Here is a 22,587-nt window from a genome sequence, read left to right as displayed (position 1 = left end):
AGCGGCGTTCCTGTTCTCCCATGTAGAGAGTAAGAAACGCCGCTTCTGCGTCGTATTCAGTTTTTAGTACAATACCCTGCTTGTCCGTCGCTCGAAAAACCTTGATTTTCCAGTGTTTTCAAAAGTATCGTTATCTAACGTCAGCTTTTGACAGACCGGGATTTGAACGGATGATGAATGATGTCAGGGCAGGTAAAATAAACTGTATTCTGGTAAAGGATTTCTCACGATTTGGAAGAAATTACATTGAAACTGGTAACTATCTGGAAAAGATTCTTCCTTTTATGAAAGTGCGATTTATTTCTGTATGTGACAACTATGATTCATTTGCACCGGGTGCTAAGAATCAGGAATTATCCATGAATATCAAGAATTTGGTGAATGATGCTTATGCAAAAGACATTTCCGCAAAAGAACGGGCGGCGAAACGTATTGCACAAAAAAACGGTGAATATGTGGGATCTACAGCTCCATACGGATATTGTGTGGAAAAGATAAATGGAATTTGTAAGTTGATTGTGGAACCGGAAGCTGCAAAGATTGTCCGCAGGATTTTTGAAGAATATGCTTCGGGAGATGGCATACAGAGCATTATTGACAGGCTGTTTGAGGATAGGGTACATCGGATTTCGGACTATAACCAATATCATCATGTGTACTGTCAGGATGGAGAGAATCTTCATCAGTGGGGAAATTCTTCGATACGTGCGGTTTTAAATCGAAATAATTATTATGGTGATCTGGTTCAGAGAAAATACGAATCCAGATTTCAAAGAGGTGAAAAATGGTGTGACATACTGGACCAGAGTCAGTGGATTATTACGCCAAATGCTCATGAGCCGATTATCAGCAGAGAACTGTTTGACAAAGCACAGGTCAGGTTAAAAGTAGCACAACAGAAAGCAACAAAAACTACAGTAGGATGGGAAGAGGATGAAAGAGCATTTTACAATGTATTGTATTGTGGAGATTGTAAGCGAAAAATGTGTACACGTAGATACAGAGGCAATGTGTATTACTTTTGCAATGCTGCCTGGTATCGGGATGAAAGAAAATGTAGTCACAAATCTATTTCCGAAGAGAAGCTGCAGAAAATTGTCCGTTCAGAGCTGACCAGACAGTTTCAGTTATCTGACTTACGGAAAAAGGATATGTCTGCTATAAGCAGTGCAGTATTTCTTACCAAAATCAAAGAAATTCAAGCAGAGATCAGGAAACTGGATGCAGATATGGAAAGACGTTCAGAAAAACTGGCACAGGCATTTATGCAATATAAAGAGGGCGAACTTTCCAAAGAAGCCTATATAGAAATGAAAGATGACCGTAATAACTGGAAAGTGTTCTGTGAAGAGAGGAAGAAGTCTCTGGAGCAGACTATACGTAAACTGGAAAAACAGCAGAAAAAAGAAGCCAGATTTTTACGAAGTCTGTTGGAACTGGATGGGACAACCAGAATCAATGCGGAACTTGCGGAGAGCCTGATTGAAAGTATGTATCTATATGGTGATAACAGACTGGAAATCAACTTCGGGTTTAAGGGGGCGGTAGAATATGAGTAATCAGAAACTGATTATTGGATATTACCGTCTTTCCATGGAAGATGATTCAGAGGGAGAAAGCAACAGCATTATCAATCAGAGAAAACTGGTAAAAGATTATATTTCCAATATTCCGGAACTGGCTTCTATGCCATTTCAGGAGTTCTACGACGATGGATATTCTGGTTCTAGTATGGAGCGTCCGGCAATTAAACAGGTTTTGGAGCTTGCCAGAGAGAATAAAGTGCAGTGCATTGTGGTAAAAGATTTTTCACGTTTTGCCAGAAACTATATTGAGATGGGAACTTATCTGGAGCAGATTTTTCCATTCCTGGGAGTACGATTCATTTCTATCTCAGACCGATATGATTCTAAAGATTATAAAGGAAAGAGTTCAGACATCGAAGTACAGTTTAAAGGATTGATCGCAGACTTCTATGTGAAAGATCAGTCTGTAAAGGTAAAGGCAGCAGTCAACACCAGACGGGGAAAAGGTGAGTATTGTTGTGGTTCTGCACCTTATGGGTATCGAATCAATCCAGAAAATAAGAAAGAACTGGTGATTGTAGAGGACGAAGCGGAAGTGATTCGCAGAGTATTTGAACTGACCAATCAGCGATATTCAAAGATGGAGATTTGTCGGTTGTTTAATGAAGAGGGGGTACTGACTCCCTTGCAGTCTATGAGTAGACGACAGAAATCAGACAGCAAGAAAGCTGCATCAAGAGGACTGCAGTGGACGAGTGATATGATACGGAAGATTGTGGATGATAAAACTTATATAGGCTGTATGGTCTATGGAAAAACAAAGATTCCAGATCCCGGAACTGGGAAAGAAGTACCGGTACCGAGAAATCAGTGGAAAGTGATGGAAAATCATCACGAGCCGATTGTATCAAAAGAAGTTTTTGAAAAAGCACAGTCCCTTCAGATCAGATACACCAAGAAAAGCAAATTTGACAGGGAAACAACACTATTAGGTGGCTATGTAAAATGCGGGAATTGTCGCAGAAGCCTGACTTCAAGCAGTCCGATTCATGGTCATATTCTTTATAGCTGTGCTTACAGTAAAGGAAAAGAAGATACAGGATGTTTCGCCGGGAAAGCGGATAACAAAATGCTGGAGCATATCGTGCTGGCAGAAATAAAGGCTTACTTACGTCAGAATATCAGCCAAGAACAGATGCAGCAATCCATGAGAAAACAGCATGAGGACAGTATAGAAGCCTATAAGACGGAAAGTGCAGATTGTGAAAAGTGTCAAGAACAAATAAAAATCCAGAACCGCCAGAACTATGAGAAGTATCACGAGGGACAGATGAACCAGAACCAGTTTATGGAAGCCAAGAAGCAGTTGGAAGAAGAAAGAGAACGACTGCAGAAACGTGTACAGGAACTGGATGAGTTGATAAACGACGAGAAAGAAATCCTGATGAAAAAGAATGTTCCGGTGGAGCAAATGTTGAAGTATTTAGGCTATGAGAATCTGACACGAGAGATGCTGGAAGAATATGTGCAGGGAATATATGTGTATGATGACGGGAGAGTGGGGGTGGAGTATAAATAGCAACAAATTAGCATATAATAACAATAAAATTGTTGATAAAAAGCAATAATGATGTATAATTATATAAAGAAATGGAAAGGAGATGCAAAAAAAATGTTGTTAAACTTTAAAATGGAAAACTTTAGGTCATTTAAAGATGAGACTTTTTTTACAATGCTTTCAAGTAAACAGAAAACGCATAATGATTATGTGATAGATAAAAGTGTAAATGGTAATAAGTTAAGAGTATTACCAATGACTGTCATTTATGGAGCAAATGCATGTGGAAAATCCAACATTGTGTTGGCAATGGATATATTAAAAAAAATGGTTATGAAAGGAACCTTAAATTGCAAAGAGCTGGAATCTTATAAAAGTATGTTATCTTTTATTAGAGATACAAGTTGGTATGATCCGGTTTCTTTAGAAATTACATTTTCCACTCAAAATAATATTTATAGATACGGAATTAAGTTTACGGATATTGATGTATATAAAATTGAAGAAGAGGTTCTTTATGTTAATGATGACTTGTTCTTTTCACGAGATGATGAAAATCAAATTTATGTGGATGTAAAGAAATTAGTAAAAAAAGGTTATATTAATAAGGATGATGCGGATTTTTCTGAACGCTTGATTCACAAATTGAACCAGACATTGGATAAACAAAAGTTAGTTGTAGCAGGTGCAATTAGCAATTTGTTTGATAAAAAATATTTTGAGGATTTTAATTTATGGTTTGAAAAATTTAATGTTATTATGAATGCAAATGACATGAATTTTAGACAAAAAGACTTAAAGACGATATTTAATAAAAAACCAGATAAAGATATTCGTAGAAATATTTTCGAAAGTGCCTCAGTTAAAGAAGTTATGAATATAGCTGAGTTTGGAAATCAAAAAATTGGATTTATGGCAGAAACAGATAATGATGAATTATCTATGTGTTCAATGTATCAAGTACCATTAAGAAAAGATGAGCAACCACAAAAAAAATATGCAATATCCATGATTGTAGATTCAGAGCTGATGGAATCGAGAGGAACTATCCATTTGATTAGATTGTTACAACCGTTTATAGATGTTTTAGATAATGGCGGGGTCATTGTTTTGGATGAAATGGATGCTTCATTGCATTTTGAAATTGTTGTATCGCTGATAAGAATTTTTAACAATAAAGATATCAATAAAAATAATGCTCAGTTAATTTTCAATACGCATAATCCAATATATTTAGACGGTGAATTGCTTAGACATGATCAAATTGTAATGGTTGAAAAGCGAAGGAATGATATGGTGAGCGAGATATATTCTTTAGCAGATTACAAATTACGTCCAGAAGAAAGAATATTAAAAAATTATTTGAATGGAAAATATGGAGCATTGCCACATATGGATTTGGAAATTGCATTTAAGCACATATTGGAAAGAGAGGCGAATAATCTTGAATCGTCCAAAGAACAATAAAATACGAAGACCACAATTCCTCTGCATTGTAGGATGTGAGGGAAAAAACCAGGAAAGAATATATTTTGATAAAGTAGCAGAATTAGTGAATTGCGTTGAAGAAAGAACGCATGATTTAGTATTTGATTATGCGGAACCATATGGCGGAAATCCTAAGTGTGTGGTAGAACGAACTATTCAGAAATCTATTGGTAAGGAAAACAAAGTATCTGTTTTTGATTATGACGGAAAAAAGGATAAGTATGAAGAAGCAATAGATTTGGCAATAGAAAATAAGATTGAATTAGGATATACAAATTATTGTTTTGATTTATGGCTGATTCTTCATAAAGAAGACTATTTTGATATAGTACAAAATCAGGATGCATATGCTGATAAATTACGACAAGTTTTTGGGTTAGCAGCAGATGCAAACATAAAAAAAGAAAAAAGGGTAACGGAAATAGTCAATCAAATCGGATTATCTGATATAAAGAATGCAATTCAAAGGGGTAAAAAAATATCAGAGGATAATCAGGGTAAAGAGGCAAATAAAACGCCAAAAGAAAACAGATATTATGATAATCCAGATACGCAAATGCATGTGTTGCTACAATTTTTATTTGCGAAAGTAGGAATAAATATTGACGCATTAGGATAGAAAAGATGTAGCAATGACGTTACATCCTCCCCACCTACTTTGTGACAATTATATAACGTCCTCTATACAGAAATATGCGGTTTTAAGCCATTTTGGTGGCAAAAGAGCCGCATATTTTTTGTAGCAATGACTTGACATCCTCGGGGGCACTTTGTTTGGAGAATAGTTTTCCAAAATGAAAATGTTGTAGGTATGAGGAAAACATGTTATGGTATGTATACAATGCGTAAAGAGGAGCAGAAAAAATGAAGTACGAACATATCACAGAGGGCCGTTTCATAGATCGTCCTAATCGGTTTATTGCACATGTGGAGATCAATGGGCAGGTGGAAACGGTTCATGTAAAGAATACAGGCAGGTGCAGGGAGCTTCTGGTCCCGGGTACACAGGTTTTTCTGGAAAAGAGTAGCAATCCGGCGAGAAAGACAGCCTATGATCTAATCTGCGTAAATAAAAAGGGCAGGGGCCTGATTAATATGGATTCTCAGATTCCCAATAAAGCAGCACTGGAGTGGGTAAAGGCAGGACATCTTTTTCCGGAAAAAGTTCAGGTAACGCCGGAGAAGACCTATGGAAATTCCAGATTTGATCTTTATGTCTGTTCAGAGAAACGCAAGGCTTTTATAGAAGTAAAAGGTGTCACTCTGGAGTCGGATAATATAGCACGCTTCCCCGATGCACCGACAGAAAGAGGTGTGAAACATCTGAAGGAGCTGATCCATTGTATGCAGGAAGGATACGAAGCTTATCTGCTTCTGGTGATCCAGATGAAGGGAGTTGACAGGTTTGAGCCCAACTGGGAGACTCATCGGGAATTTGGAGAAACATTACAGGAAGCGGAAAGGGCAGGAGTGCATATTCTGGCCTATGACTGCCTGGTAGAACCTGACAGAATGGAAATTCATGATCCGGTACCTGTATGCTTTGCTTCTGACTGGAAATAAAAAAGTATTCCCGCAATCAGCAGGTCCTATTCAAAATTCCATTGCCGCAGGCAATCTGGAATGAATTTTGGCTACGTTACTGTGAACAGTAACGTGTGTTTTATACTTCAGAGCAGTAAATAATTGTAGACATGAAAGTATATGAAATGTATAATATGTATCAGAAGTTTTGTTGACAGATTTATAGGCAGATCAGTCAAAAACCTGAGATGACTATGAAAAAAGTTCCTGTAAAAGTTTTTTACGTGGAACTTTTTTTGCATCGTTTCGATGTTTATCCGAATCGGATAAGCCCTCTGTTTCAATTGAGGAAAGATGGTTCTGACATGCAGGTTATGAAACAGTAATAAATGGAAAGGAACTGGATATGAGAAAAAATCGAAAGAATGACTCCCATACCCGCAGAAAAAGAATTTGTATTGCAGCATTTCTTCTGGCAGGCAGCCTTATACCGGGAGGATGTGGAATAAAGAAAGAGAAAACATCGGACAGTGAACTGCCGGAGATTGTTATCGGAATAGATTATTTTGAACCTTACAGCTATCGGACGAGTGATGGCGAGTATAAAGGTATTGATGTGGAACTTGCAGAGGAAGCCTTTCATAGGCTGGGTTATCAGCCTGAATTTGAGAAGGTTGTCTGGGAAGATAAAGAGAAACTTTTGTCAGATGGAACAATAGACTGTCTGTGGAGCTGCTATTCCATGAATGAAAGAGAAAACAAATATCAGTGGGCAGGACCGTATATGTACAGTCGTCAGATGGTGGTTGTAAGAGCCGAGAGTGAAATCCGGACACTTCAGGATCTGAAAGGGAAGAGGATTGCAGTTCAGGCGACTACAAAAGCAGAAGATCTCTTTCTTCATAATATAGAATCAAATCTTCCGCAGGCAGAACAGGTGAACTGTTTTTCTTCGTCGAATGAGCTTTATGCTGCACTTAGAAAAAATTATGCAGATGCGATTGCGGGACATGAGGCAATGCTTGGCAGTCTGATACAGGATGGCAAGGGCGCTTACCGTATGCTGGAGGAAAGTCCTTATAAATCAGAACTTGGAATTGCTTTCAAAAAAGGAACTCACGAAGAATTGGCAGAAGAACTTACAGAAACGCTTACAGAGATGCAAAATGAAGGGATTACAGAAAAAATAGTTACAAAATACGGATTGGACGCGGATGAAACTCTGCCGGGAGGAGAAAGTAAATGAGCAGACAGATAAGAAGGCAGATACCGCAGAAACAGAAGAAAAAGAGAGTCGACAGAAATGCGTGTTTGCTTGTGTTTATTCTGATTTTTTCCGGAATACTGACTTTTCTTCTGCTGACAGCGAGAGATAATAGCAAGCTGAACAGTACTCTGGATGAGACCTTTGGTTTTGTAAAAAACCGAATTGAAAGTTATGAGATTTATAACACCAATGATCAGGTGAAAAGCCTGGTACGTCTTTTGGACAAAACAACAGAATTAAGCAGAGTCATAGAACAGGAAGGAAATCTCAGTACAGAAATGCTGGACGAATATGCCAGGGAACAGCGCCTGACAGGAATCCTTGTACTGGATCAGAATCTGAAGGTGACAGAACAGAGTGCAAAAGATGGAGATACTATGTCGCTGTGGCAGAAGCTGATCAAAAGTGATTATGTACGTGATATTGCAGAGCATCCGGAAAAGACTTATACCACTCGTCTGAGAAATAAAGGAAAGATCTATGATTTTGCGGCAGTGGCAAGACAGGATGCAGCAGGTATCCTGATCACATATGCGCAGAAGGAGGAAGTAAATGAGCTTAACGGAGATCTGACGATGGCATCGTTATTTTCTGACTTTCCTTTTGAGATGAATGGAAGTGTTGTGATCTGTGATGATGATAAGGTTGTCAGTACAAACAGACAGGAGCTGACTGCCCGCTCTATAGAAGAAGCAAAAAGTCAGTATAAAAATAAATTTGAGGTAGATGAGAATGGAATTGTCCATCTTCGTTCAGAGACAGGAAACTGGTTCGGACGTCGGGAGAAGATCAAAGACTACGATGCATATATCTTTTTCCCGGAAAGTCAGGTGTACATCACACGAAATATTATATGTGTGATTTATGTGCTACTTGCACTGCTTCTTTTCTTACTTTATCGGGTGAACAGGAGCAGAACAGAAAAGAGAAGTATCCTTCAGGACCAGAAAAGACTTCGGGTGATCAATGCACTGGGGCATGCATATGCCTCTATCTCTCTTGTGAATCTAAAAACAGAGGAAATCGAAATCCTGAAATCTTCAGGAAATATGAAGCCAGATCAGAAAGGGGATATGCTTTTCAAAGCGCATCAGGAAGAACTTATAAGGCAGGTGATTGCAGAGCCATTTCAGAAGGCATACTGGGAATTTGTCGATATAAGTACGGTGGCAAAACGTCTGGAAGAACGTGAAACGCTGAGTTTTACAGCTCGGACAGTGGATGAAAGATGGATGACAATGATCATTGTGCCACAGGGATATGATAAAGATGGGAAATTGTGTACAGTTCTGGTTGCAATCCGTGATGCGACAGAAGAAAAAGAACGTGAGATTGCGCAGGATAGGAATCTGAGAAATGCACTTGCGGCTGCAGAACATGCGAACAGGGCGAAGACTGTGTTTCTGAATAATATGTCTCATGATATCCGCACGCCGATGAATGCGGTCATTGGATTTACTGCGCTTGCGACAACACATATTGACAATAAGGAGCTTGTTCTGGATTATCTGAAAAAAATCCATATATCCGGTCAGCATCTGCTCAGCCTAATCAATGATGTGCTGGATATGAGCAGAATCGAGAACGGTTCCGTACGGATTGAATATACAGTTGTACACCTGCCGGATATCTTGCATGACTTAAATACAATTATACAGGAATCTGTACATTCTAAACAGCAGGAGCTGTATATTGATACACAGGATGTACTCCATGAAGATATCATTACCGACAAGTTGCGCCTGACGCAGGTGCTTCTGAATATCAGCAGTAATGCTGTGAAATTTACACCGGTCGGGGGTACGGTTAACATTCGTGTTTCTGAGAAACCATGCAGAAGAGACGGATGTACAACAGTGGTATTCAGTGTGAAGGATAATGGAATTGGGATGTCGCCGGAGTTCAGGGAGCAGGTGTTTGACTCATTTACAAGAGAACATACCGTTACGGAGAATGGAATAGGAGGAACCGGTCTCGGAATGGCAATCACCAAAAACATTGTGGATATGCTGGGCGGTACGATTCAGGTTGAAAGCGAAGTAGGAAGGGGAACGGAGTTTACGGTTATGCTTGAATGTGAAATATCAGGGACGACTGTGAAGGAGGAACCTGATCCGGAGCAAAGAGAGCCCCTTAAGAATGAGAAGCAGAAAATCCGGGCAGAAATCCAGAGGCGTTATGAAGGGAAGAAAGTTCTTCTTGTAGAGGATAATGAGCTGAACCGGGAGATCGCAACAGCGATCATGGAGGAAATTGGTCTGGATGTGGATTGCGTTGAGGATGGTACAGATGCTGTGAATATCATGTCATCTGCAGAAGGCAGAAAATATGATCTGATCTTCATGGATATTCAGATGCCGAAGATGGATGGATACACCGCAACCCGGGAAATCCGTACATTGAATGATCCGAAATGCGCAAATATACCAATCATTGCGATGACTGCCAATGCTTTTGAGGAAGATCGCAAAAAGGCAATCAAAGCGGGTATGAACGCTCATATTGCCAAACCAATCAGTGTAGATATAATTCTGGAAAATCTGGAGAGAATGCGCCAAAGCGTGTCTGAAAATTCAGACACGTTCTAATGCTTTTGACGAAAACAGAAAGTACTTATAATAAACCTGCTAAGAAAAGTTAAAAACTTTTCAGCAGGTTTATCTTTCCGTTCCTCTTGGTTATCGTATGTGGCAGAAAAAAGAGTCTAAACTGGAACTGGCAGTCTCCATGATCCGGCAGGTTATGCCTGAATTTCACAGCAAAGATCATGTCATCATCCTTTGTGACAGCTGGTATACTTTGCCACTTTCGTGAAAAATATCGAAACACATATAAAATCAAATGCTATAACAAAGGCCTTAAAACAGATGATTCATTAACAAGTCTATCATTTATAAAGTTGTAAACGGGTGTTTTTCATATAAACACGCTTCTTTCTGATAAATGAGTGGTCTGGGGATATTGCAGATATCCTCTTTTTTTATCATATCATATCTTTTTGTAGTCTGCATTAGCATACTTTGTGGAATCGCCATAGTTACTATAGAATAAAGTATATTGTATACAATTTGCTGATTTCATATCTTTTACAGTACAAATATCTGCACTTCATAGAATTTTAGGATGAAATCATAGAAGAAATTTATAAAATTTGCTAATAAAACTGGATAAAATGTGCATTTTATGTTACATTTAATAAGGTATATGTATTGAACTTATTTATCTGGTTTTATTAGCCCTTTTTTGAGTGCAGAGATGGAGGGAACGGATAAGAACAGATATCATAAGGATAAAATTTTATCGTGAGGAAGGTGAGCAATTGGAAAACTATACTAAGTACAAACTGAAAAGCAGTGATGAACTTGCATCAGTGCTTGACGGTAAGGACAACCTGTTTGTGATTGCCTGCAACAAATGTTTCAAAGAATTTGAAACTGTTGACGAACCGGATTGTGACGAATTCCTGAAATTCGCTGCAGATCAGGGAAAGAATGTTACAGGCAGTGCAAAATTTGATTTCTTATGCAACAAGATGCACACAGAAAGAAAATTACAGGATCTGATTCCGGAAGGTACAGAGAATGTAGTAGTAATTTCCTGTGGCCTTGGTATTCAGACCGTTGCGGATCTGGCAGGTAAGCCGGTAGTTGCTGCAAGCAACACCCTTAACTACAGAGGTCATCATGGCATGGCACTTACCAAGAAGAGCTGTGACGCATGTGCGCAGTGTTATCTGAACATTACCGGAGGTGTCTGTCCGATCGTTGACTGTTCAAAGAGTCTTGTCAATGGGCAGTGCGGTGGAGCAAAGAATGGAAAATGCGAAGTAGATCCGAATAAAGACTGTGCATGGGAGAAGATTTACCAGAGACTTGCAAAACAGGGACGTCTGGAAGAATTCTTAAACCAGCCTGTACAGGTTCGTGATTTCTCCAAAGTTAATTTCAAAGTGATCAACGACTATGTGAAGTCCATTAGAGAAGACAGACTGGACGGATATTACGGCGGTGTTCATCCGTCAGAACGCAAGGAATTCAGTGAGCATATCGCTCTGAAGAAATTCCCGGATCCGAAGACAGTTGTAATCTCCATGTCACAGCATCTGGGCGCACCGGCCAATCCGATCGTTCAGGTTGGTGACACTGTAAAAGTTGGTCAGAAGATCGGTGAAGCTGCCGGATTTATCAGTGCTCCGGTACATTCCAGCGTAAGCGGAACCGTAGTTGCTGTTGAACCGCGTATGCATGGCACACGCGGAAGCGAAGTGATGGCTGTTGTCATTGAATCGGATGGAAAAAATACTCTGCACGAATCCGTACAGCCACATGGTGAGCTTGACAATCTTACTCCGGATGAGATTATTGATATCATCCGTGAAGCCGGAATCGTTGGTATGGGCGGTGCAGGTTTCCCGACCTGTGTCAAACTTAAACCTGCCAAACCGGTAGATACCATCCTTCTCAATGGATGTGAATGTGAGCCTCTGTTAACAGCAGACCACAGAGTACTCCTTGAGTATGCAGATGACATTATTTTTGGTCTGAAAGCAGTCCTCAAGACAACAGGTGCCGAAAAAGGTATCATCGTTATCGAGGATAATAAGCCGGATGCCATTGAATTAATGCAGAAAAAAGTTGCTGACATCGGAAACATGGAAGTATTTGTTGCAAAAACCAAATACCCGCAGGGTGCTGAGAAAACTCTCATCAAGCGCGTTATGGGAAGAATTGTTCCAAGCGGCGGTCTTCCGGCAGATGTCGGCGTTGTTGTAGATAATATCAGTACAGTAAAAGCAATCTCCGATGCGATCCAGACAGGAATGCCTCTGATTGAGCGTGTTGCTACAGTAACAGGCGAGAAGATCAAGAATCCTGGAAACTTCGTTATCAAGATCGGTACAAGCGTAAGAGAGCTGATCGATTACTGCGGCGGATTTACAGATGACGATGTTCTGGTTAAGATGGGCGGACCAATGATGGGATTCCCTCTGAACACACTGGATGTACCGATGATGAAAGGCTCCAATGGTATCATTGCCGTTGAACCGGATGAGACAAAAGAACAGCCGTGTATCAAGTGCGGACGCTGTGTAGATGTCTGTCCGATGGAACTTTCACCTCTGTATTTCGTGAAATATGCGAAAGACGAGAACTGGCAGGGCATGAAAGACATGAACGTTATGGATTGTGTTGAGTGCAGATGCTGTCAGTATATCTGTTCTTCCAAGATTCCGATCATTAACAGTATCAAAGCCGGAAAAAATGCAGTAAGGGGGATGAAATAATATGTTGATTACCCAGTTAAAAGCAAAAGAAGCAATTACATCACTGACAGCCGGAAAGAAAGTTTTCATTATCAACTGTCATGGATGTAAAGAAGTTCGTTTTCCGGAAAAAGAAGCTGCCCGACTTCAGAAGGAACTTGCTGCTGAAGGAAATGTGACAGGAATCATGACAACTGATTACATCTGTAATCCGGAAAATATGGAATTACGTCTTAAGAAACATATGAGCAAGATCCAGGAAGCAGATCTGGTTCTGGTATTCTCCTGCGGTGTTGGTGTACAGACCGTTTCAGAATATCTGGAAGACAAGATGGTCTGTGCAGCCTGCGATACATACCCGGTACCTGGTTTCCAGGGCGTGACACCGTTAGAGTACAAATGTGACCAGTGCGGTGAATGCTACCTGAACCTGACAGGCGGGATCTGCCCGATCACAGCATGTTCAAAGAGCCTTGTGAACGGCCAGTGCGGTGGTTCCAAGAACGGTAAATGTGAAGTGGACAGCGAGATGGAATGTGGATGGGAACGCATCTACAGACGTCTGAAAGAGATCGGACGCCTTGACGCGCTGAAATGTCCGACACAGATTCATAACTTTGCAACAGACGATGAATTAAAATAGATTATAATGATTGGAGCAATGTACAATGAAAATGAAAGAATTATTCGACCGTGGTGAATTTGTAGTTTCTGCAGAAGTAGGACCGCCAAAAGGAATCCACGTAGATGAACTGGTAGAAGAAGCAAAAACATACCTCAAGGATGTTCATGCAGTTAACGTAACTGATAACCAGTCTTCTGTTATGCGTCTTGGATCTCTTGCAATGTGTAAAGTTCTCAAGGATGCAGGCATGAATCCGATCTTCCAGCTGGCATGCCGTGACAGAAACCGTATCGCTCTGGAGTCTGATCTTCTCAGCGCTGCAATGCTGGGTATTGACAACATCCTCTGCCTTACAGGTGACCATACAAAGATGGGTGACCACCCACAGGCAAAACCTGTATTCGACCTTGACTCCGTATCCCTTCTTCACACAGTGAAGCTTCTGGAATCCGGTGTGGATCTTGGCGGAAACGAACTGGTTGGTGAGCCGCCAAAATTCTCCAAGGGTGCTGTTGTATCTCCATGCAGCGATTCCGTTGACGCACAGCTTGCAAAAATGGAAAGAAAAGTAGCTGCAGGTGCAGAATACTTCCAGACACAGGCAGTATTTGAGCCGGAGAAATTCATCAAATTCATGGAAAAAGCAAAACAGTTCGGAAAACCTGTACAGGTTGGTATCATCATTCCGAAGTCCGCTGGAATGGCTAAATTCATGAACAACAACGTTGCCGGCATTCATGTTCCGGACGAAATGCTCGAGGAACTGAAAGCAGACAAAGAAAAGACAAAAGCAGGTATCACAGGTGTTGAGATTGCTGCACGTATTATCAAAGAGTGCAAGCCATACTGTCAGGGTGTACATATCATGGCACTTGGCTGGGAATCCAAGATCCCGGATCTGCTGAAACTGGCTGAGATCTAAGAAATTAAATATTACTCTATCTGAGTAATTCAGAGAGCTGTCTGAATTTCGGATGCAGAAATCTGCATTCGGGGCGGACAGCTCTTTTTACTTATAGACGATACTGATTTAGAAGAGATAAAATTCTTCTTCGCCAAAATCGTACATTTTTTCGAGGGAGACATGCTGATGATTATAGTAAAGTGCTATAGATCCATCATATTTATCAATTCTGGTTTTGTAAAAATTCAATTGCTTCATATACATTAGAAAATGTGACGCTCTTTGTATTTAACCATTGGTTTCTGACATCTGTATCATCTATTCCCGGCAGTCCATCTGGCAATAATGCTTTTACAGTTTTCTTTGAATTTTCTACTGCTTTTTGATAATTGACTGCAATCTTCTCTGTTGCCGCAGAATTTCCTTTTACGTAAGTTGGGATTAATTTTTTAACTTCATTAATAACCTTTTCCTTTTCAGGAACGGTAATGAGTTTCGGAGTATAGTATTTGTAATGCAACATAAACCAATACTCAATACATCCACTAGTCATTAGTAATCTTACCCGTATTCCTTGTTTTTTTCTCAATTTACGAAGTTTCTTTATAATCGTAAACCTATCATTCCATTTTGAAATATCCTTTTCTTCTACATCATAAAAAAACCATATTTCATCTGTTACATCTATGCTGTTTTTATATTTGGGTGATTTTGAAAACTTTGCTTCTGCTTCCTCAAACAGTCCTGTATCTGGTGGCCTTTTTAAAACAGCAACGTCCGAGAAAGTCTTTTTTAAATAATCAGTGTATGCCTGTTCACTTTCACCTTCGCAAAATACATAGATTAGTGGTTTGGCAGATTTTACTTTACGAGGCATTATTCCACCTCCTCAATCTCAATATCAGGAGTTGCACCATATTTACCAAGCAAATATCCCTTTCTGATATTTTCTGTAGTTCTGGTACCTAATCCACTAATACTATAAAGCTCTGATATCCCATCTTCATTGCTTTTGTCTGCAAAGTACAACTGATCCTTACGCAGGATTTCCATATTCATAAGTTCCGTGTTATGAGTCGTAAAGATAAGCTGCGCTCCTTTTGGGTTAGACTGCTTACTCTGGAATTTTGCCACAACAAAATCTACCAACATTGGATGAAGTTCTTTTTCAATTTCATCAACGATAAGAACTCCGCCTTTTTTCAGTGCTGACTCGATTGCAGGTGCAATAGACATGAGTTTTCTGGTTCCGTCTGATTCATCCGATAATTCTAACGGGTATAAAACCGCTTCTCCATTAGCATTGATACCCTGATGTTTCGATATTGCTTTAACCTCATTCATTTTTAATCTTGTTTCTGAGTTGCTCGACGTATCTGCCAGAATATGCATAAACTGAATCAAGGCTGCTTTTATACCGTCTGGTATATTCTCGGGAAAACTTAGATTGTCCTTAATTTCCTTACTGTCAATTTCAAATTGCATACTTTCAATACCGAGATCCGCAGCTTTGGCATAATCCGAAATCGCCTGCAGCATATTGGCATCATTAGAATAATCCAACAGCTGTTTAGGAATATCTGAATAATCCCTTGAAAAATAAAGCAATTCCCGAAACCACTTCATTGCAGTTGCGCAAATAGCGTCATTCATTGTACAAGCCAACGAAAAGAACAACTGATTCGATGCAACGGTTTCGCTGATTAACTTTCTCTTTGCCTTTTCTTCTGTAAAAATAAATGATTGATTTTCTCTTTTAAAAACTAACGCTTTTTGTCCCTTTGGTGCGTGGTATAAATACTCTTTATATATCTTTTCCTTCGTTGCGGCAAAGGAATACCAGTATTTAATTCCGTCTAAAGTATAGATGAATTCAAATTCTGTTGGTTCATCTTCAGAATAATCATTTAAAGCAAATGGTATTACTGGTATTTTTGCGTTTTCGTGCTGTGTTCTTTGCGCATTTTTAATGAATTGCACAGCCAGCCAAAACGCCCGAATTACATTACTTTTACCTCCACCATTTTTTCCATATATAGCAACGCTCGGTAATAAGTTCAACGAACCATATGAAATCAAGCTCTTTTTGAAGGGGCCAAGCCCCGTTGCTTCCATAGATAGCGTTGCCTCATCACGAAATGATCTATAATTCTTGAACCTGAATTCTATCAGCATAATTATCCCTCCAAATTCATTTTCTATTAGTATATACTTATTTCAAAATATATTCAAACAATATTATCAAATAATGTGATATTTTTGCTTTGATTTCAAACATAAATCGACAATCATCCGGATGATCCGATGTGATTTTCGAAAATTTATAAAACACCCGCTGCGGACAGATATGTATAATATCTTTTGTAGCGGGTATTTTATTTATACAGAGATATTTTAGAAAGCATGTCCATGGCAAGAACGATAGAACGATAACTGTCTGATATTTTACTTGCGTGAAAGAGCAGAGTATAATATAATAAAAAGAACAAATAGTTCTATAACAACAGAGAAAAAATCCATCCGCGCATCTAAAAAACGCCGGATGGACTACTCACGTACAGAGATTTCGCAGATTGTTTTAATCTGCGAAATGGGCACCGGAAACGTGCATGAGATCAAAGATTAAGAAATGATCCGACCACTGATCTGACCATTTATAGATGAGATAGAAGAAAGCGAATCCAGAATGTTCCGCTTGGTATCCATAGATGGATGGACATATTTATTCAAAGTGATATTTACATTAGAATGGCCAAGCATTTCGCTGACACTCTTGACATCAGCCCCATTGCTGATACAGTTTGTCGCAAATGTATGGCGCAGTGCGTGAAAGTGAGACTTCTTTATATATGCTTTATTCAGATAAGAATAAAACTTATACTGGTAAGTACGTGGTTCCATCGGGGAAAATTTATTCAACACATAACCCCCCTCATCCTTACAAGAGAGAAGAAGTGGAAAGAGAAATTCCGGAATCGGGATCTCACGGACAGAGCAGAGCGTTTTGGGCGGTCCTTCATACAGAATCGTTTTCTGATCCCCCTGCCCGACCTGAATTCTTTGGACAGTCCTGTTAATATGAATCGTTTTTCTCTGGAAATCGATATCTTCCCATTTTAAGGCACAGATTTCCCCGAGTCTCAGTCCCATATACAGGCATATCAGAATGCCAAGCTTGCATGAATCAAGATCTGAGAGCAGATAGCGGCATAGCTTCTGCTGGTCCGTAGCGTTTATTGTCTGCACAGGTTTGGGAACTGTCCGCAGCTTTTCTGTTTTTAAATGAATTTTCGGAGTGCCGCAGTATCGGTTTCCATAAGATAAAATCTGATTCAGTACACAGTAGATACTTTTATATAGACTGGCGGACATCTCCTTTGGCAGGGCTTTCTCTATGATTTCCAGGCTGATTTCGTCTGCTGTCAGACTGCCAAAAATATCCTGGATATGCATATCATAGATGTTGGCATATTTTCTGTAGGTGGAGTACTTGCGATTATCCTTAATATAAATAAGCCACAACTGACCGATTTCATCAAGACTCATATCAGCACTGGCGTTTAGGGGAGCTGTCTGCTCTTTTTGGGAGAGCAGAGTAATCTCAGATTCTTTCTTGCTGTTAAAGAGTTTCTGTTTTACTTCATTATAAGAAGGGGCATATACGGAACGATATTTTTTGCTTCCATTTATATGGATCAGATATCGGCCTTCCCATCTGCCGTCACTTCTTTTTCGTATGTTTTCTCCTCGTCTTGCCAAAATAAAAAACTCCTTTCTAGGGCTCCTGACCACGATTCTGACCCGTAATGGAGATACTTTCCAGCAGTCAGATTGATTTTCTTACAAAAAGCACTAAATAAATTGGTCAGTTTATGTTATAATGAACTAAATAAATCGCCATTTATTGACAAAATGACTTATTCAGCATATTATATTAGCAGTGATTTGATAAGAAATTTAATAAAATTGGGGAGGTTGGCGCGTATGTGCCCATTTCGCAGATTAAAACAATCTGCGAAATCTGAATTCCTCTTTTTGTGTACTTTGGAGGAATACCGAAATGAGCATACATCTTTTCAAACACAATCAGGAAGCATATAACTCAGTTACCGCCATGCTTGAGCGGGAGAAAATGGCAGCAGTCATCCACCCTACAGGCACAGGGAAATCCCTGATCGCATTTAAGCTGGCAGAGGAACATCCATCAGAGAAATTCCTATGGCTTTCACCAAGTGAATATATCTATCAGACACAGCTGGAGAACCTCGGAATGGAATTCGATAACATCCAATTCATGTCCTACAGCCGTCTGATGAAGAACGAAGACAGCATTGAAACCCTGCATCCGGATTACATCATCCTGGATGAATTTCATCGCTGTGGTGCCGCAGAATGGGGCAAAAGCGTCAGGAAGCTTCTGAACGCCTGTCCAAATGCGAAGAGACTCGGGCTGTCTGCGACCAATATCCGCTATCTGGACAACCAGAGAAATATGGCAGAGGAGATTTTTGATGGAAAGATCGCATCCGAGATGACACTCGGAGAAGCTATCGTCCGGGGAATACTCCCGGAACCGAAATATGTGATAGCCATGTATTCATATAAGAAAGAACTGGATCAGTTAAAGAAAAGAATCCAGGCGTTATCGAATCAGGGCCTCATCACAGAGAACCAGAAACTGCTTGAGCAGCTGCGCCGCGCACTGGAACAGGCAGAGGGGCTGGACATTGTGTTTGAGAAGCACATGGAAAAGAAAAATGGAAAATATATCGTCTTTTGTTCCGGTAAAGAACATATGGACGAAATGAAAGGGCAGGTCAGTACGTGGTTTCGCCGGGTAGACCGTGAGCCGCGGATCTATACAGCGTTTTATAACGATACTGCTACAGACAGAGAATTCAGGGAATTTAAGAAGGATAACAGTGCACATCTGAAGCTTCTTTTCTGCATTGATATGCTCAATGAAGGGGTTCATGTGGATGATGTGGACGGTGTGATTCTTCTGCGTCCGACGGTGTCGCCGATCATTTATCTTCAGCAGATCGGGCGTGCATTGTCAGCGGGCAGCGGGAAGACACCGGTTATTTTTGACCTGGTTAATAATTTTGACAGCCTTTCTTGTATTGACTGTCTGAAGAAAGAAATGGAAGAAGCATTTGTGCTGTTTCCGACGACGTATGGGAAGGGGTTCCGCTTTAGTGAGCGTTTCCACATTACGGATGAGACGAAGGACTGCAGGATGCTTTTCCAGAAACTGCAGACGAATTTAAGTTCCGCCTGGGAAACCTATTATATTGCCGCAAGGCAGTATTACCGGGAGAAAGGGAATCTGAAAGTTCCGAAGAGTTATCTGACGCAGACAGGGCTTACGCTTGGAAGCTGGATTCAGACGCAGCGCAGGGTCCGTGCGGGTTCGGTGAACGGGAATCTGAGTGAGGAGAAGGTCAGGAAGCTGGATGAGATCGGGATGGTCTGGGACAGTAAGGACCAGAGCTGGAATGAGGCGTTGAGAGAATTGCAGGCTTATTTTGAGGAGCATGGGAATCTGGATGTTAAGGCTAGATATGTGACGGAGAATGGGTTCAGGCTTGGGAGATGGGTCTGTAATTTGAGGACGAAGGTGAAGAATAAGGGACTGGATCAGGCGCTGACGAAGGAACAGCAGGGAGAGTTAGAGAAGTTAGGGATGATTTGGGACCGGAATGGGGAGAAATGGGAAGAGTACTTCCGGGAGGCACAAAGGTATTATCTGGAGCATGGGGAGTTGGAGGTTCCGGTGAAGTATGTGACGGAGAATGGGGTGCCGCTGGGAAGATGGCTCGCGGAGATTGGGAGCCAGTTTGGTGAGAAAAATGCATGTCGGAGTTCATTGGAAGAGAGACAGTTGGAACGGCTTAGGGAGATTGGTTTTAAGACGGAGAAGAAGACTGTCAGACAGTGGAATGAGAAGTATTCGCTGGCGAAAGATTACTATGAGGAATATGGGAATCTGAATGTGCCGGTTTCGTATAGTGTGAATGGAGTGAAGCTGGGGAGGTGGATCTCGAATATACGGGCGAAGAGGAAACATCCTGAGGGGAGCGGGATGGTGTTGGATGAACATAGGATTAGGCAGTTGGACAGCATTGGGATGGACTGGAAATAAAAAGGACAAATAAAAAGAAAAATATGGAGAAATACAAATGAGTAACAGTATGACAAAGATGAAGAAAAAACTGGAACACTGGGAAATCGTATCCCTGTTATTGATGGTATATGACTTTACAGCGATTCTGGTGTCATATTTTGCAGCACTGTGGATTCGGTTTGACTGTAAATTTGGCGGAATCCAGAAAGACTATCTGCAGACATATTTTCACACAGCATGGATTTATGCAATATTCTGCGTAGTGGTATTCTGGTTTCTGCGTCTTTATAAGAGTATCTGGCGTTTCGCAAGTTATGCAGAACTGATCCGTGTGATTATGGGAACGGTATTTACAGGAGTCGTTCATTTAATTGTAGTGAATGCATGTATACACAGAATGCCGATTTCCTATTATGCGTTCGGTATTATCATTCAGTTCTGTCTGACACTGGGAATCCGGTTTGCATACCGCTTTATCCTGCTGATTAGGGGAAAGAGAAATACAGACGCAGCATATGAGAAGAGAGTCATGCTGATCGGCGCAGGAAGTGCAGGTCAGATGATCTTTCGCGATATTAAACATGCCAAAGAGACAAGTGAGAGAGTTTACTGCTTCATTGATGATAATCCAAATAAATGGGGCAGATACATAGATGATGTTCCGGTATTCGGCGGTAGAGAGAATATCATGGAAGCGGTAGCGAAGTTTGGAATTGAGAAAATTTATGTCGCCATTCCAAGCGCAAAACCGGAGGATAAAAGAGAAATCCTCAGAATCTGCAATGAGACAGGTTGCGAACTGATGAACCTTCCGGGAATGTATCAGCTTTATACCGGTGAAGTATCCGTAAGCAAGATGAAACCTGTTCAGATTGAAGACTTGCTTGGAAGAGATCCGATTAAGACGGATATGGATGAAGTATTCCGGTATATCACAGGAAAAGTGGTTCTGGTTACAGGTGTTGGTTCTATCGGATCTGAGCTTGCAAGACAGATCGCGGCACACAATCCGAAACATCTGATTTTGTTCGATATTTATGAAAACAACGCGTATGACATTCAGCAGGAATTACGGAAGAAATATCCGGATCTGAAACTGGATACGATTATTGGATCCGTTCGTGACAGCAGAAAGATATTCAAAGTATTCGATGAATACAGACCGGAGATCGTATATCACGCAGCGGCGCATAAGCATGTACCTCTTATGGAAGACAGTCCATGTGAAGCAATTAAAAATAATGCGATGGGAACTTATAAGACTGCATATGCAGCGATGGCACATGGATGTAAGAGATTTGTGCTGATCAGCACAGATAAAGCGGTAAACCCAACCAACATTATGGGAGCATCCAAGCGTTTGTGTGAAATGATCATTCAGGCTTTTGACTATAAGATTAAAGAAGGAAAAGCGAATGAGATTCCGCAGCTCTTCACTCATGGTATGGATGACGTGATCGTGGATCCGAAAGTGGCAGAAGGATTAAAGAACGCCCAGACGGAATTCGTGGCAGTCCGGTTTGGAAATGTGTTAGGAAGTAACGGATCGGTTATTCCGCTCTTTAAGAAACAGATTGAGGCAGGTGGACCGGTTACGGTTACACATCCAGATATTATCAGGTATTTTATGACGATTCCGGAGGCGGTGAGTCTGGTGCTGCTGGCAGGAACCTATGCGAAGGGCGGAGAGATATTCGTGCTGGATATGGGCGAGCCGGTGAAGATTGATACGTTGGCTAGGAATCTGATCAGGTTGTCGGGGTATAAGCCGGATGTGGATATTAAGATTGTTTATAGCGGATTGAGACCTGGAGAGAAGCTGTATGAGGAGAAACTGATGGCGGAGGAAGGGTTGAAGAAGACGAAGAATGATCTGATACATATTGGGTGCCCGATTCCGTTTGATGTGGAGGAGTTTTTGGAAGAACTGGATGGGTTGCTGGAGGCGGCTTATAAGAATAAGGATGATGTGAAGGAGAGAGTACAGAAGGTTGTGGCTACGTATCATCCGGCGTAAAAGAAAAATGATAGGGAATGTTTATGAAAAGAAAACTTTTAATAATCGGTGCGGGCGGTCATGGACAGGTTGTTTCAGAAGTCACAGAGGATTGTGGATATACGATAATAGTGAGAAAGCTATTGAAAGAATTTCTGATTTAGAAAATTTTAAAGAAGAATATGCAGATGCCTTTATAGGTATTGGCAATAACAAATTAAGAGAACAGTTATTAGAAAAATCAAAGAGATAGGATTTACTATACCTGTTCTGATACATCCATCCGCTTATGTTAGTAGAACTTGCGAA

Annotated in this window: 17 protein-coding genes; 14 read left to right on the top strand and 3 right to left on the bottom strand. The window is 40.6% G+C overall.

Annotation, left to right across the window (positions count from 1 at the left end):
* Window positions 1-170 precede the first annotated feature (170 nt).
* The 11 genes from NQ550_RS17520 (at window position 171) to NQ550_RS17470 (ending at window position 14,173) form a co-directional block, all read left to right on the top strand.
* Window positions 171-1,559, top strand: coding sequence for a recombinase family protein (locus NQ550_RS17520; protein ID WP_242833540.1), 1,389 nt, complete (start codon window positions 171-173; stop codon window positions 1,557-1,559).
* Window positions 1,552-3,105 carry a recombinase family protein gene (locus NQ550_RS17515; RefSeq protein ID WP_008706407.1) on the top strand — a complete coding sequence of 518 codons (1,554 nt, stop codon included), beginning with the start codon at window positions 1,552-1,554 and terminating at the stop codon, window positions 3,103-3,105. The genes NQ550_RS17520 and NQ550_RS17515 overlap by 8 nt, the downstream gene beginning before the upstream one ends.
* 48 nt (window positions 3,106-3,153) lie before the next feature.
* Complete coding sequence (locus NQ550_RS17510) at window positions 3,154-4,551, top strand: AAA family ATPase (protein WP_008706408.1); 1,398 nt, start codon at window positions 3,154-3,156, stop codon at window positions 4,549-4,551.
* Window positions 4,529-5,191: an RloB family protein gene (locus NQ550_RS17505; RefSeq protein ID WP_008706409.1), complete on the top strand. Its 663-nt coding sequence runs from the start codon at window positions 4,529-4,531 to the stop codon at window positions 5,189-5,191. The genes NQ550_RS17510 and NQ550_RS17505 overlap by 23 nt, the downstream gene beginning before the upstream one ends.
* Window positions 5,192-5,436: 245 nt before the next feature.
* Window positions 5,437-6,135, top strand: coding sequence for a DNA/RNA nuclease SfsA (gene sfsA, locus NQ550_RS17500; RefSeq protein ID WP_025577814.1), 699 nt, complete (start codon window positions 5,437-5,439; stop codon window positions 6,133-6,135).
* A 367-nt stretch (window positions 6,136-6,502) separates the two neighbouring features.
* A complete protein-coding gene (locus tag NQ550_RS17495; RefSeq protein WP_025577816.1) occupies window positions 6,503-7,342 on the top strand; it encodes a substrate-binding periplasmic protein in 840 nt (279 codons plus the stop codon).
* The gene (locus tag NQ550_RS17490) at window positions 7,339-9,951 is read left to right on the top strand and encodes a hybrid sensor histidine kinase/response regulator (RefSeq protein ID WP_025577818.1); all 2,613 of its coding nucleotides are present in this window, start codon (window positions 7,339-7,341) and stop codon (window positions 9,949-9,951) included. Before NQ550_RS17495 ends, NQ550_RS17490 begins: the two co-directional genes overlap by 4 nt.
* Before the next feature lie 97 nt (window positions 9,952-10,048).
* Window positions 10,049-10,177: a hypothetical protein gene (locus tag NQ550_RS17485; RefSeq protein ID WP_259838270.1), complete on the top strand. Its 129-nt coding sequence runs from the start codon at window positions 10,049-10,051 to the stop codon at window positions 10,175-10,177.
* A 505-nt stretch (window positions 10,178-10,682) separates the two neighbouring features.
* On the top strand, window positions 10,683-12,647 hold the full coding sequence (gene rsxC / locus NQ550_RS17480) for an electron transport complex subunit RsxC (RefSeq protein WP_081026461.1): 1,965 nt from the start codon (window positions 10,683-10,685) through the stop codon (window positions 12,645-12,647).
* Between the two features lies 1 nt (window position 12,648).
* Entirely contained in the window at window positions 12,649-13,269 is a 621-nt protein-coding gene (locus NQ550_RS17475) for a methylenetetrahydrofolate reductase C-terminal domain-containing protein (RefSeq protein WP_008706433.1), read from the top strand.
* 25 nt (window positions 13,270-13,294) lie between these two features.
* Window positions 13,295-14,173 carry a methylenetetrahydrofolate reductase gene (locus NQ550_RS17470; RefSeq protein ID WP_008706435.1) on the top strand — a complete coding sequence of 293 codons (879 nt, stop codon included), beginning with the start codon at window positions 13,295-13,297 and terminating at the stop codon, window positions 14,171-14,173.
* A gap of 205 nt (window positions 14,174-14,378) precedes the next feature.
* Here the strand turns inward: NQ550_RS17470 and NQ550_RS17465 are convergent, their stop codons facing one another.
* The 3 genes from NQ550_RS17465 to NQ550_RS17455 all read right to left on the bottom strand — a co-directional run bounded on the left by NQ550_RS17465 (window position 14,379) and on the right by NQ550_RS17455 (window position 17,914).
* On the bottom strand, window positions 14,379-15,032 hold the full coding sequence (locus NQ550_RS17465; RefSeq protein ID WP_025577822.1) for an RloB domain-containing protein: 654 nt from the start codon (window positions 15,030-15,032) through the stop codon (window positions 14,379-14,381).
* Window positions 15,032-16,330 (bottom strand): AAA family ATPase, encoded by a 1,299-nt coding sequence (locus tag NQ550_RS17460; RefSeq protein WP_025577824.1) that lies wholly within the window; start codon window positions 16,328-16,330, stop codon window positions 15,032-15,034. The genes NQ550_RS17465 and NQ550_RS17460 overlap by 1 nt, the downstream gene beginning before the upstream one ends.
* 447 nt (window positions 16,331-16,777) lie before the next feature.
* Entirely contained in the window at window positions 16,778-17,914 is a 1,137-nt protein-coding gene (locus NQ550_RS17455) for a site-specific integrase (RefSeq protein WP_025577825.1), read from the bottom strand.
* A gap of 301 nt (window positions 17,915-18,215) precedes the next feature.
* On the opposite strand from NQ550_RS17455, the gene NQ550_RS17450 reads away from it, so the two are divergent.
* The 3 genes from NQ550_RS17450 to NQ550_RS23095 are packed head-to-tail and all read left to right on the top strand — an operon-like array spanning window position 18,216 to window position 22,531.
* On the top strand, window positions 18,216-20,300 hold the full coding sequence (locus NQ550_RS17450) for a Helicase associated domain protein (protein ID WP_025577826.1): 2,085 nt from the start codon (window positions 18,216-18,218) through the stop codon (window positions 20,298-20,300).
* Window positions 20,301-20,337: 37 nt separating this feature from the next.
* On the top strand, window positions 20,338-22,299 hold the full coding sequence (locus NQ550_RS17445) for a polysaccharide biosynthesis protein (protein WP_025577827.1): 1,962 nt from the start codon (window positions 20,338-20,340) through the stop codon (window positions 22,297-22,299).
* 7 nt (window positions 22,300-22,306) lie between these two features.
* Entirely contained in the window at window positions 22,307-22,531 is a 225-nt protein-coding gene (locus NQ550_RS23095) for a PglD-related sugar-binding protein (protein ID WP_025577828.1), read from the top strand.
* Window positions 22,532-22,587: the final 56 nt, after the last annotated feature.

It is taken from the genome of Blautia wexlerae DSM 19850, assembly GCF_025148125.1.
GTDB classification, from domain to species: domain Bacteria; phylum Bacillota; class Clostridia; order Lachnospirales; family Lachnospiraceae; genus Blautia_A; species Blautia_A wexlerae.
This window is presented reverse-complemented; position numbering and strand designations above follow the sequence as displayed.

Bases quoted from the DNA above. Each gene is read 5' to 3' on its own strand.
- NQ550_RS23095 (WP_025577828.1), top strand. From the start codon at position 22,307: ATGATAGGGAATGTTTATGAAAAGAAAACTTTTAATAATCGGTGCGGG.
- NQ550_RS17490 (WP_025577818.1), top strand. From the start codon at position 7,339: ATGAGCAGACAGATAAGAAGGCAGATACCGCAGAAACAGAAGAAAAAG.
- NQ550_RS17475 (WP_008706433.1), top strand. From the start codon at position 12,649: ATGTTGATTACCCAGTTAAAAGCAAAAGAAGCAATTACATCACTGACA.
- NQ550_RS17515 (WP_008706407.1), top strand. From the start codon at position 1,552: ATGAGTAATCAGAAACTGATTATTGGATATTACCGTCTTTCCATGGAA.
- NQ550_RS17520 (WP_242833540.1), top strand. From the start codon at position 171: ATGATGAATGATGTCAGGGCAGGTAAAATAAACTGTATTCTGGTAAAG.
- NQ550_RS17445 (WP_025577827.1), top strand. From the start codon at position 20,338: ATGAGTAACAGTATGACAAAGATGAAGAAAAAACTGGAACACTGGGAA.
- NQ550_RS17460 (WP_025577824.1), bottom strand. From the start codon at position 16,330: ATGCTGATAGAATTCAGGTTCAAGAATTATAGATCATTTCGTGATGAG.
- NQ550_RS17470 (WP_008706435.1), top strand. From the start codon at position 13,295: ATGAAAATGAAAGAATTATTCGACCGTGGTGAATTTGTAGTTTCTGCA.
- sfsA (WP_025577814.1), top strand. From the start codon at position 5,437: ATGAAGTACGAACATATCACAGAGGGCCGTTTCATAGATCGTCCTAAT.
- NQ550_RS17465 (WP_025577822.1), bottom strand. From the start codon at position 15,032: ATGCCTCGTAAAGTAAAATCTGCCAAACCACTAATCTATGTATTTTGC.
- NQ550_RS17450 (WP_025577826.1), top strand. From the start codon at position 18,216: ATGAGCATACATCTTTTCAAACACAATCAGGAAGCATATAACTCAGTT.
- NQ550_RS17510 (WP_008706408.1), top strand. From the start codon at position 3,154: ATGATGTATAATTATATAAAGAAATGGAAAGGAGATGCAAAAAAAATG.
- NQ550_RS17485 (WP_259838270.1), top strand. From the start codon at position 10,049: ATGTGGCAGAAAAAAGAGTCTAAACTGGAACTGGCAGTCTCCATGATC.
- NQ550_RS17495 (WP_025577816.1), top strand. From the start codon at position 6,503: ATGAGAAAAAATCGAAAGAATGACTCCCATACCCGCAGAAAAAGAATT.